Consider the following 11,687-nt stretch of genomic DNA (forward strand, 5'->3'; position numbering starts at 1 on the left):
TCAGCAGGCGCCCGAGCTTGGACTGACCAGATCACTCCGTCACGGGCAGGCACTCGGCGAGCAGGTCGACGACGTCGCGCCAGGCTCGCTGCGCGTGCCGTGGGTGGTAGCCGACGCCGGGGACCGTGGGGTGGTCGACCGGCGGGTGGTGGAAGGCGTGCAAGGCGCCGCCATAGACCGCGAGGCGCCAGTCGACGCCCGCGGCCTGCATCTCGGCGGTGAACGCGGCCCGCTGCGCAGGCGGCATGATCGGGTCTTCCGACCCGACCCCCGCCCACACCGGGCAGCGAATGCGCGCCGCCTCGCCCGGTCGGCCCGTGGTCAGTGCGTTGACCGTCCCGATCGCGCGCAGGCTGACGCCGTCGCGCCCGAGTTCCAGCCCGACGGCGCCCCCGGTGCCGTAGCCGACGGCGGCGATCCGGTCGGGGTCGGTCCGGGGCTCGGTGCGCAACTCGTCGAGTGCCGCGTGGCCGATGCGCCGCATCCGGTCGGGGTCGGCGAGCAGCGGCATGCAACGGGCCAGCATCTCCTCGGGGTCGCCCAAATAGCGCCCGCCGTGAAGGTCGAAGGCCAGCGCTACGTATCCCAGCTCGGCGAGAGCATCGGCCCGGCGGCGCTCGACGTCGCTGAGCCCCATGCCCTCTGGCCCGAGCAGCACCGCGGGCCGGCGGTCGACACCGGCCGGGAGCGCGAGGTGCCCGATCATCGTCAGACCGTCGGCCGGGTACTCGACCGTGCGCGTGGTAATCGTCGTCATGAGACCGGACCGTAGTGATCGTCGAGTCCGGCCGGGTCGGGGTTCGCCGCCGGCAGAACAGTGCGGTGCCCCTCTGAAATGCGGCGATGGCCCACAAGATCCGTCACAACCCCCGTTCCCACGGCAGCACCTGCCCCGACACCAAGCACGACACAGGTTCCGGAGCCAATCCCCGAAGGATTTACGGGGCCGACCACTTAGCGTGCGCTCTGATCGGTCCCCCATCTCACGTCCGCCCCCGCGGTCGCCTGGACCGACCCCCATTGCCGCTAACGAAGGAGGAAGTCCCCTGCATGAACCCTTTACCCCCTGGCGCAGACGCGCCGTGTGGGTGACCGGCGGCGGGACGGTGCACATCGCCGCATGGGCACACCTCACGGCGGGCCGGACCGAGCTCGCCGCCGGCCTGTCGTCGGCCGAGGCGGCTCGCGCCGCGCCCGCGGGTGAGCACCTCACCGAGACCGCGGCCCGCACCCTCCACGACGCGGCGCTCGCCGCGATGGGCCGGACCAGGGAAGCCGAGGAGGGCTTCGCCACGGTCGCGGCGCTCGCCTCACTGCTGCCTTGTCCGGTCGGGCGGTGGCGGATCCAACAGGCGGCCGGGGCGGTCGACGTCTGACGGCCCTTCGCCCCAACGCGGGGGTGCCGGGCCGTCCACAGGGCGACAGGGTTCCAGCGTGGCGGCGTTCTTGCCTCGCCGTGCTCGCAGACGTCCGCGTCCGGCACCAGGGAGCGAGCCGCTCGCCACCGATGGACTTGAACGCTCGTCGACTTGGGCCCTCGTGACCTGCCCGGACTTCAGGAGCGGACCGGGGGGCGTACCGTCGCCGGCAGCGACACGTGGGGGCGTCAACCGCGAAGGGGGCGCTCACGACTGTGGCGCCGGTCAGGCGCGGTGGTGCGGGGTCGGACAACGCGCTGACCACGCGCGGCGACGACGGCCCCCGTCCACGCCTGCGTCTCGATCTCGCGCCGTGTGAAGCGGAGGTCTTGGTGGGGCTCGTGGGATGCCATATGCCCGACGGGACCGCCGAGTTACGCGATACGGTGGGAACCCGGTACGGCCGGGCGCGAGGAGGGGGACGGAGATGTTGGAGCAGGCCCTGGTAGCGCTTGCCGGTATGGGCGGGGCCGCAGTGGTGCAGGCCGCGGGTACGGATGCGTGGACGGGGCTGCGGCAGGCGCTGGCGCAATGGTTCGGGCGCGGTGACGAGCAGAGTCAGCGGGCCGAACTGGAGCGGCTGGACCGTACCGCCGCGGAGCTCGCGGTCGCGCGGGAGGACGGCGAGGCGACCGCGGAACGTGCGCGTGTCGGGCACGAAGCGGTGTGGCGGTCCCGCATCGAGGAGCTGCTCGCGGGGCTGCGGGAAGACGAACGGGACGGTGCGGCAGAAGCGCTGCGCGGGCTGCTCCGGCACCACGCTCCGCCCGGCCCGGTGACGACGGGCGCGGGCGGGATCGCGGTACAGGGCGACGTCCGGATCCACGCCGACCGGGGATCGATCGCGGCCGGCGTCGTGAACGGGGATGTGAACCTCTCCGTCCCTCCGGCGCCGGATCCGACCCAGGGCTGAACGGACCGGCACCAGCTGGCACAAGCCCACCGCGCACCGCCGAGGCCGGCATCGACGGCGACCCCGGTGACGGCGACGACCATGTCGGCGGTGACGGCGAGGCGGGCCCCCACCTGGGCGTCATGATCCACGCCGACCGCGGAAGCGTGGCCTTCCACCATGCCGAGCAGGTCCATTTCCACGTCCCGCAGGCGGACGGGGAGGGACCTGCGCTGGTGGTGCACGCGTACCAGACCGGCGAGATGGTCTACCCGCAGCAGTCCCCGCCACCACGCTGGGAACGGGCCAAGTCCGCACTCGCCTTCCTCATGGGCGTCGCGCTCGCCATCGGCCTGGCCGGGGACGGTGCGCTGCTGGGCTCGGAGACCACGGACCGGTGGGTCGCTGCGGCATGTCTCGTTCTGGGCGCCGCGGTCGGGGTCATCCTCGGGCGGGCACGCTCCCGGCGCCGGCCCCAGCAGCCTCCGTCGGACCAAGCGCTGCGCCAGGCGGCCTCGTCGCTGGCGCGGACCCTCGCCGAGCAGTACGCACGGGAGGAGGCCGCCATCCGCGTGCACGACCCCGGTCCGCTGCCGGTGCGCTGGACGGCGGCCCCGCGCGGCATCGGCGACCACGCGGTGAACCTCGCGGGCACCGGCGAGGAGGTGCCCCGGCTCGACGGCTCCTTCTCCCACATCGTCCGGACATACGAGAGCCTGCCGCACGGCCGCCTCGTGATCCTCGGCGAAGCCGGCGCCGGAAAGTCGGTGCTGGTCCTCCACCTGGCCGCAGGGCTGCTGGCACGGCGCAAGACCGGCGATCCGGTGCCCGTCGTGTTCCCGGTCTCGTCATGGGACCCCGGAGAGGGGACGCCTCTGTGGTGGTGGGCGGCCGGGTGGCTGGCCCAGACGCACTCCTGGGTCCTGGCGGACGACGGCTCCACCGCCTCCGCGCGTGCCATCGCTCACGGCCTCATCACGTCCGGGCGCATCCTGCCCGTTCTGGACGGCTTCGACGAACTCCCCGACGCCACACGTTCCAAGGCCCTCGCCCAGCTGTGCAGAAGCCTGCTTCCCGCCGGCCGCTTCGTCCTCACCAGCCGCACCGCCGAGTTCACCCATGCGGTGAACGCCGGCGAACTGCGGATCCCCAAGACGGCGGCCGTCCAGCTCCAGCCGCTGGGACTGGCCGAGCTGCGCGCCTACCTGCCGCGCACCAGCCGGGAGCGGGACGACTCCACGACGAAGTGGGACCGCGTCCTGGAGCGGCTGGCCGCCGTCGCCACGCCCCCCGACCCGGACTCCGGCGACCCGGACTCACGCGCTCCCGATTCCGAAGGCCCCGACTCCGACGATCCCGCGGCGCGGCGTCTGCGCGAGGTTCTGCGCACTCCGCTCATGGTCTCCCTGGCCCGAGCCGTCTACAGCGACACCACCGCGCGCCCCGACGACCTCCTGGAACAACGCGACCTCACCACCCGGGAGGCGGTGGAACGGCATCTGCTGAACGCTTTCGTCGATGCCGCCTACCAGGCGGACCCGGCCGCGGTTCCGGGCCGGCACGACCGCGTGACACCGAGTCGCGCCCGCCGGTACCTGGCCCGTCTCGCCCGAGGCCCCGGGCAGGACATCGCCTGGTGGCGCCTCGAAGAACAGGTGCCGTGGACGTTCCGTGCCCTGCTGGTCTCCCTCCCCCTGGGACTGCTCCTCGCGGCGGCGGTCGCCGCCACCGCCCTGCCCGCGCCGGGGGAGCCGGCCGTCCCGGGCCTCGGACTCCGCGCGGGCCTTCTCACGCTGGTCGCGGCCCTGTGCGCCGGGATGCTCGACTGGATCGGCGAGCACGGAAGCGTCGCCCGTCCCCCGCAGCGGCTCCACTCGCCCCGCCGTGAGGTGCTCGACTCCCTGCGGGAGCGGCCGGTGGGAGCCGTACTCTCCGTGGTGATCCCGGTGGCTGGACTCGCCGTGTGGATCCGGGCCGTGGCATCCGGCAACGGCGTCGCCATCCTCTTCGCCTCCTTCCTGCTGCTCATGCCGCTCACAGCGGTCTCACGGACACTCGTCGTCGTCCGCCGGCCTGCCGACCTGCAGGCGAGCGACCCCGCCACCCTGCTGCGCCAGGACCGCCGCACCACGCTGGTCCTCGCTCCCTTCACCTTCCCCCACACGCGGAGCATGCTGTCCGCGCAGAAGGCGCTGCCCGTCCCGGTGATCGTCACCATCCTGTTCTGGGGCCTGGGGCGCGGAGCGGACGCCGTCACCCCCTGGCGCTGGGCCGCCGTGTGCGGCGCGCTGGCCGTGTGGTGGTGTCTGTGGAGCTTCGCCATGTCCGCGTGGGGCCGCTTCACGCTGGCACGCTGGTGGCTCGCCTCGACCGGACGCCTGCCCCGGCAGCTCACCGAGTTCCTCGCGGACGCGCACCGCCGCGGAGTGCTGCGGCAGACCGGGGGCGTCTACCGGTTCCGGCACATCGAACTGCAGCGCAGCCTGGCAGCGGGGCCCGAGCCCCAAGACGCGGAAGGCCGTACGGGCCGGGCGCGGCGTCTGGGAACCGGCGCGCTGTCCGCGTCGGTGGGCGCGACCACCGTGGTCCTCCTGGTCGGCTCGGTCTTCTCGGCCCCCGGTGCGATGGGACCGCTCCGCACCCTCGCCCCGGCCTGCGAGCTGCTTCCGCTCCCGTCCGTACGCCCCCTCATGGAGCATCCGGGGAGGGGCTTCGGCGGGCAGCCGCCCGTCGACATCTTCTCCGACGCCCGGCACTTCCTCGAGGACGGCTTCCACCAGCCGAAGACCGCCGACGACCGCCGTGCCCGTGCGCGCACCTCCTGCGTGATGACGGAGCAGTCCGCGCTGCGGCCCGACACGCAGGTCATGTTGACCGTGGCCCTCGCCGCCGGAGCGGGGATGACCGACAGCGCCGAGCGCGCGCAGTACGAGGTGGAGCACCCCGGGCTGTTGGACGCCCGGGTACGGAGTTCGGGCACCGACTGGTCTCTGGCCGCCGGTACGGAGTGGGCGTCGTCCCCCGATCCCCGGTCGAGCCGCGCCGATGAGGACGTCCCCGTCGGCTGGGCCCGTGGCCGCATGGGGAACGCGCTGGTGGCCGTGGACGTGGCGCTGGAGTTCGGCACCGAGGGACAGGCCCGAGAGGCCGCGGAGACGCTCGTACGACAGGTCCTCGACCGCATCCGCCGCACCTATGGTCTCCACGCGGGGCCGGTCCCCGAGGGGACGCCCCTCACGCGTGTCCCGGACAGCCGGATCTCCGACGCATCGCGCTTCGGGGTCTTCGACAGGAAACGGACGGGCCGGCTCGCCGGCGCCGTGTGGGAGGAGGGCGATCCCGCCCGCGTCGTGGCGCTCGACGCACTGGTGGGGGTGCGAGTGCCGCGCGAGGCGCGGTGCTCCACCGGGGACGGAGACAGCGGACAGGAGACGGGCACGGGTGCCGTTACAGGCCAATGGCTCGCCTGCACGGTGAGCCAGGGCCCTGCGGCCGGGCTTCCGCATGGACCTCGAGTTCGCCGCCTGCGGCGCCTCCTGCTCGGCTTCCGAACGACGGGCCTTCACGGACCGGCGCCCGGGCAAACCCGTGGCCGACTGGGACCACCACGGCACGGTCGCCCATGACCGTTCCCCCGGCTCCGGCTACCTCTACCGGTCCGTCAAGGCGACCTATCACCAGGGGAAGGACGAACCCGTGCCGCTCGAGGTCCTCCTCTGGCTGCACGTCAGCTCCTCACCCACGTACCCGGATCTCGCCGACAAGATCCTCAATGACGTCTGGACGCAGTCGGCGCCCGGCCAGTGAGGTGCGATGACAGTCTCGCCCGAGCGGCCTCGCCATCGCCCGCTGGTCGGCCTCCCTCCTCCAGAAGAGCCCAACCGCCTTGGGGAGCAGCCGCAAGAGAGGTTCTTCGTCTGCTGGTGCTACGGACGGGACACCTTTCCGACCGGCAAGAAGGGCCGTCTGGGGCGTGAACCGAGGGGCGGTGGACCGCGTACGGTCCGGACCTTGGTGAGGGCTGGTGCTGTGGGCGGGTGCGGGGTGCGGCACATGAGGACGCGCACGGCCGTGGGCCCGTGAGGAGCGAGACCCTCGCCCAGCTGATGGTCCCCGAGGAGGCGACGTACCAGATCGAGTACGACACGACGCGGGCGCCCGGCACCGGGATCGCGCCGGGGACCGAGCAGCGGACGGCCTGGACGTTCCGCTCCAAGGCCCCGAAGGGGCGTCGCCTTCGACGGCTGCGCGAAGACGTGCCCGCACGTGGTGGACTGCGCCGTGCCCCCGTCATCCTGACCGGATTCGACGTCCCCCTGAGCCCTCTCAACCAGGCAGCGGCAGGGCGTGAGTTCACCTTCACCACCGCCCGAGCGAACGGCTACGCGGGCGTGCCGGACGTCGCCGGCGCCTCCGTCGCCGTCTCCTACGGCGACGGCACGACCTGGCAGAACGCCGAGGCGCGGCTCGGCGACGGCGGCCGCCACGCCGTGACGGTGCGGCACCCGGCCCTGGCGCGGACCAACGGGTTCGTGACGCTGCGCGTCGAGGTGTGGGACGCGGACGGCAACCGGACCACGCAGACGATCAAGCGGGCCTACGGCCTGCGCTGATCCGAGGAGGCGGCGACTGCCCGACCGTCCGCGGACGGCTTCCGGCCCCGGAGCGGTCGACGCCTCCCGGCCCGCGCGTCCCGCACGGCGCATCCCACTGAGAGCCCCGGCCGGGGCTCTCGCCCCGCTGCTCGCGGTGGACGGCCGGCCGGGTGAGGGGCCGCTCGGGCGGCTCCGGCTCGCGGGCGCGGCGGCGGCGACGTAGACCTGAAGGAGGACCGTGCGTCCTCAGCGCGGCATGGACAGGAGGTACCCCCGGTGGGTGACGCCGACACCGACGGCCGTACCGAGGGCTCGGACTCGGCCGTGCTGGAGGCCCTGTTCACACAGTCACCGCTGGGCCTCTTCCTCTTCGACGAGCAGCTGCGCGTACGCCGGTACAACGCCACGCCCCGGGGCCTGCGCGGCATCGCGGCCGATCAGGTGATCGGACGGACGTTCGGTGAGGTCGGCACGGGCTTCGACACGGCGGGGCTCGCCGTTCTCGCCGGGGAGACCCTGCGCACGGGCCGCTCGGTGCTCCGCCACCTCGTGAAGGGCAGGCCGACCGGCCTGCCGGAGCAGGAGACGACGATCTCCGTCTCCCTGTTCCGCGTGGACGAGGCCGCCGACGGGCGACCCGGGGTGGTCATGGCGGTCGAGGACGTCACCGAGCGCGAGGCGGCCCGGGCGCGCCTCGACCTGCTCCACGAGGCGCACCGTCGCGTCGGCACGACGCTCGACGCCACGACCACCGCCCGCGAACTCGCGGACGTGCTCGTGCCGGCCCTCGCCGACGCGGTGACCGTGCACATCCTGGACGCGGTGCTCCGCGGCGAGCAGCGGCGCCCCGGCCCGGTGGACCCCGGCCGGCCCCTGCGGAGAGCGGCCTTCCTGGCCGGGCCGGGAGCCCGTGCCGAGGAGAGGGACGCGGTCCTCGAGACGCTTCCCTTCGCCACTCCGTTCACCCGGACCCTCGAGGACGGCACGCCGCGCCTGCTGGCCCGGCTGGACGACACGGGCACCTGGCCCCCCGAGGAGTCCGAGCACGCGCGGGCCCTCGCCGCCGCCGGGGTGCACTCACTGATGACCGTCCCCCTCGCCGTACCCGAGGGCGTCCTCGGTGTGCTCACGCTCTACCGCTGCGAGCGGTCCGTGCCGTACACGCGACAGGACCTCGACCTCGCGGCGCAGGTCGCCTCCCGGGCCGCGCTGGGCATCGACCACGCCTCCAGCTACACCCGGGAGCGGAACACCGCGACCGCCCTCCAGCGGCATCTGCTGCCGAGCCGTACCCCGCGGCTGACGACGGTCGAGACGGCTCACCTGTACCTGCCCGTGACGGCCGGCGGGGACTGGTTCGACGTGATCGAACTGTCCGGAGCCCGGGTGGGCCTCGTCGTCGGAGACGTCGTCGGACACGGCATCGAGGCCGCGGCCACCATGGGCCGGCTCCGCACCGCGCTGCGCACGCTGGCCGACCTCGACCTGGAGCCGGACGAGGTGCTGACGCACCTCGACGAGATCGCCGCCCGGCTGGCCAGGGAGAGTGCCGACGACACGGGGGACGGGAACGACGTCGACGGCACCGGCGCGGCGGTGGCCACCTGCGCGTACGCGGTCTACGACCCGGCGACGCGTCGGCTCTCCCTCGCCTCGGCGGGCCACCCCACCCCCCTGCTCGTCTCGCCGGCGGGGGAGCCCATCGAGGCGGAGGCCGGTGTCGGCGCCCCGCTCGGCACCGCCCACGGCGCATACGAGACGACCACGGTCGACCTCGACGACGGCGCGGTCCTCTGCCTGTACACCGACGGACTGCTCGCGGGCCGCGACGACGCTCCCCACACGCTTCGACGGGTGCTGGCACACCAGGACCGCTCGCTGTCCGAAACGGTCGACGCGATCGCCTACGCCCTGGCCGACGAGCACGCCGAGGACGACGCCGTCCTGCTGCTCGCCCGCACCCACGGGCTGTCCGAAGACCAGGTCGCCCATTGGGACCTGCCGGCCGACCCCTCGGTGGTCTCCACCGCCCGGGCCCTCACCGAACGGCAGCTGGCCGCCTGGGGTCTGGAGGGGGTGGCGTTCGAGACCGAGCTGATCGTCAGTGAACTGGTCACCAACGCCATCCGCTACGGACAGGGACCGGTGCAGCTCCGGCTCATCCGCGACCGGTACCTGACGTGCGAGGTCACCGACGGCAGCAGCACCTCACCGCACATGCGCCGCGCCCGCGACACCGACGAGGGAGGGCGCGGTCTGTACCTCGTGATGAGCCTGAGCGACCGCTGGGGCACGCGCCACGCGGCCCGGGGCAAGACGGTCTGGTCGCAGCAGGCTCTTTCCGGTGGTCCGACCGCACCCGATACGCGGCGTTGAAGCGGTGATGCTCAGATGGATCCGTACGCCATCGGCTCGCGGAAACGGAGCGTCAGCATGAGCATCCTGCCCTCCTAGGAGGGCACGACCGACATCGAGGACGCCGACCGCGGCTTCGTCGGCGCGCTCACGCCCGGCGTGGTTCGGCACCGACCGGATCACCTGGACGGCGACCACCCAGGACCCCAACGCTCTCGGCGTCACCCGTACCTTCACCTCCCTCTCCGCGGCGGCGAACGAGGACGCCGTCGGCCGGGGCCGGCTCGGCGTCCACTATCGCTGGGACGGCACCGACGGCGTCAGCGCCGGCGGCAACGCCGCCGCGCACGGGGTGGCGAACAAGCTCAAGCCGAACACGGCTGCGAACTGGACGGCGTACGAGACCCTGCACAACCTCGCCGGCTGCCAGGAGGCCGGCAAGCGCCTCGTCGCCGAACACCGCGGCCGCCATCGCGGACGACGGACTGCCGCCCACCTCCGAAGCGCCGCGGATCTCGAACAGCCCGTCCTGCACCGGCAACTCACCAGCGACACCAGCCACGACGCCGCCCTGCAGCTGACCGACGGCACGCTGACCGACGGCGCCTACCGCTGGCGCATCCGCGTGAAGGACGGGGACACGGCCTCCGCGTGGACGGCCTGGTGCTCGTTCACGGTCAGGCGCCACTGACCGAACCGCCGACCGGCCGGTGCCCCGGAGCGCTCCCCGCGCTCCGGGGCACCGGCGCGCCCGGTCGCCGGTGCCGGGCCGGGACGAGTCCAGGAAGCGAGGGCCACCGGCACCGTGGGACATGGTGCCGGTCGCGGGCCCGATGCCGACGCACGTGGCGTGCACCTGGTGGTCAGGGGCGGAACCGCTGCTGCGACGGTGGCGGAGCGGGAGGCGAAGCGGGCGCGGAGGTGTCGTCGGGCGACTGCGGCCGGGCGGTGGGGTCCCTCCGCGTCCCCGTAGACCGTCCGACGCTCCGTCGCCGTGTCCACCACGACGCGCAGACCACGCACCCCGCCGCCCCGTACGCGGCGGTCACCCCCACGACGCCGGTGACCGGGCCGGCGAGGTACGCCACCGCGCCGGCCAGGGCGACGCCGAGCCACTCCCAGCGACCGTCCAGGGCGACGAGGGCGATGAGCAGCAGGGCGTACCAGGAGTAGCCGGGGGTCAGCAGGAGGAAGGTCGTGCCCGTGGTCGACAGCGCGCCGCGCCAGGGACGTTCGGGGTCGCCACGCCACCACACCGCCGCCGACACCGCCGCGATGCCCAGCAGGGCCGCGGGCAGCGCCCACGTGTCGGGCAGCACGAGCCGCAGCAGGGCGTAGCGGCCGCCCGCGCCCGCGTCGTCGTAGCCCTCCTCCCGGGCGTATCCGCTCAGGTAGCCCAGGACCGAACCGTCGGAGAGGAGGACGTAGGGCAGGTACGTCAGCGCCACCGTCACCGCGGCCGGCAGCGCCACGGCCGCGACCGTACGGGGCCGTCGGATTCCGGACAGCGCACCGGGCAGGAGCACGGCGGGCAGCAGCTTCGCGGCGACGGCCAGACCGAGCAGCACCCCGCCCGTGACGTGGCGGCGGCGTGCCACCAGAGCGAGCGCGCCGACCGACAGGAGCACGGCCAGGACGTCGACGTGGGCGTTGTCGACCGCCTCGACGGGGACCGCCGGGCACCACGCCCACAAGGCGGCCCGGCGCGGATCCCCTCGTCGGCGCAGAACGCCGAGCAGGAGGCCGCTGACGGCCAGGGCGAGAAACGCCGAGCCCGCCTGGAGCCCCTTGTGGCGGACGCCTTCCGGTGACAGGGCGTGGACGAGGAGGAACCAGCCCTCGGCCACCGGAGGGTAGATCGTGTGTACGGCGGGCCGATTGATCCGGGTGCACCGGCCGTCGCCGTCGATCGGCGCGAGGGCGGCGCCCTCCCGCCCGCAGGCCGCAGCGCGGGGGAAGAGCCAGTCGTCCCGGAGCCCGGCGAGCGCCGGGTCGGCGGGCGCGTGGTCGTACGGCGAGATGCCGGATGCCTGGACCCGGCCGTCCCACGCGTACCGGTAGGAGTCCGTGCTCGTCCGCGGGGGCGCCACCAAGCCCGTCGCCGTCACCGCGACCGCCCCGGCGAGGACGAGCGGGACGACGTGCCGGCGGGGGACATGACGCAGGGCGACCGCGGCCGCCGCGAACACCGCCCACGCACCCGCGTACCCGACCAGGAAGCCGGTCCCGTGCGCGCCCGCGCGGAGCAGGAGGGCCAGCGATGCGGTCAGGAGCGACAGCAGGAGCACGGTGACGACGACGGGAGGCGGGAGACGGCGATCGCGGGTCATGGGCGCAGACTGGCAGCGCGCACGACAGAGGCGGAGGCGACCCGGCGGGGCGTTCGGGTTTCGTAAGGTGTCGGACCGCCCGCGTCGCCGCTCGCGG

Annotated in this window: 9 protein-coding genes; 7 read left to right on the forward strand and 2 right to left on the reverse strand. The window is 74.0% G+C overall.

Annotated features, from left to right (window positions below; translation table 11 throughout):
- Positions 1-31: 31 nt before the first annotated feature.
- On the reverse strand, positions 32-757 hold the full coding sequence (locus BLW86_RS36035) for a dienelactone hydrolase family protein (RefSeq protein ID WP_093877903.1): 726 nt from the start codon (positions 755-757) through the stop codon (positions 32-34).
- A gap of 349 nt (positions 758-1,106) precedes the next feature.
- Between BLW86_RS36035 and BLW86_RS36040 the strand changes: the two genes are divergently transcribed.
- The 7 genes from BLW86_RS36040 to BLW86_RS36070 all read left to right on the forward strand — a co-directional run bounded on the left by BLW86_RS36040 (position 1,107) and on the right by BLW86_RS36070 (position 9,951).
- Positions 1,107-1,376 (forward strand): hypothetical protein, encoded by a 270-nt coding sequence (locus BLW86_RS36040; RefSeq protein WP_143060315.1) that lies wholly within the window; start codon positions 1,107-1,109, stop codon positions 1,374-1,376.
- Between the two features lie 469 nt (positions 1,377-1,845).
- Positions 1,846-2,331, forward strand: coding sequence for a hypothetical protein (locus BLW86_RS36045; RefSeq protein WP_093877905.1), 486 nt, complete (start codon positions 1,846-1,848; stop codon positions 2,329-2,331).
- Between the two features lie 122 nt (positions 2,332-2,453).
- A complete protein-coding gene (locus BLW86_RS36050) occupies positions 2,454-5,936 on the forward strand; it encodes an NACHT domain-containing protein (RefSeq protein ID WP_093877906.1) in 3,483 nt (1,160 codons plus the stop codon).
- The gene (locus BLW86_RS36055; protein WP_093877907.1) at positions 5,899-6,117 is read left to right on the forward strand and encodes a hypothetical protein; all 219 of its coding nucleotides are present in this window, start codon (positions 5,899-5,901) and stop codon (positions 6,115-6,117) included. The genes BLW86_RS36050 and BLW86_RS36055 overlap by 38 nt, the downstream gene beginning before the upstream one ends.
- A 272-nt stretch (positions 6,118-6,389) precedes the next feature.
- Positions 6,390-6,923 (forward strand): hypothetical protein, encoded by a 534-nt coding sequence (locus BLW86_RS36060; RefSeq protein WP_093877908.1) that lies wholly within the window; start codon positions 6,390-6,392, stop codon positions 6,921-6,923.
- Between the two features lie 258 nt (positions 6,924-7,181).
- On the forward strand, positions 7,182-9,281 hold the full coding sequence (locus tag BLW86_RS36065) for a SpoIIE family protein phosphatase (protein WP_093877909.1): 2,100 nt from the start codon (positions 7,182-7,184) through the stop codon (positions 9,279-9,281).
- A 331-nt stretch (positions 9,282-9,612) separates the two neighbouring features.
- Positions 9,613-9,951: a hypothetical protein gene (locus BLW86_RS36070; protein ID WP_093877910.1), complete on the forward strand. Its 339-nt coding sequence runs from the start codon at positions 9,613-9,615 to the stop codon at positions 9,949-9,951.
- Between the two features lie 172 nt (positions 9,952-10,123).
- On the opposite strand, the gene BLW86_RS36075 is transcribed toward BLW86_RS36070, so the two are convergent.
- Positions 10,124-11,590, reverse strand: a complete 1,467-nt coding sequence (locus BLW86_RS36075) for a glycosyltransferase family 87 protein (RefSeq protein ID WP_093877911.1) — start codon at positions 11,588-11,590, stop codon at positions 10,124-10,126.
- Between the last annotated feature and the right edge of the window lie 97 nt (positions 11,591-11,687).

Origin of the sequence: Streptomyces sp. TLI_105 (assembly GCF_900105415.1) — a bacterium.
Classification (GTDB): Bacteria; Actinomycetota; Actinomycetes; order Streptomycetales; family Streptomycetaceae; genus Streptomyces.

Bases quoted from the DNA above. Each gene is read 5' to 3' on its own strand.
- BLW86_RS36075 (WP_093877911.1), bottom strand. From the start codon at position 11,590: ATGACCCGCGATCGCCGTCTCCCGCCTCCCGTCGTCGTCACCGTGCTC.
- BLW86_RS36050 (WP_093877906.1), top strand. From the start codon at position 2,454: ATGATCCACGCCGACCGCGGAAGCGTGGCCTTCCACCATGCCGAGCAG.
- BLW86_RS36035 (WP_093877903.1), bottom strand. From the start codon at position 757: ATGACGACGATTACCACGCGCACGGTCGAGTACCCGGCCGACGGTCTG.
- BLW86_RS36045 (WP_093877905.1), top strand. From the start codon at position 1,846: ATGTTGGAGCAGGCCCTGGTAGCGCTTGCCGGTATGGGCGGGGCCGCA.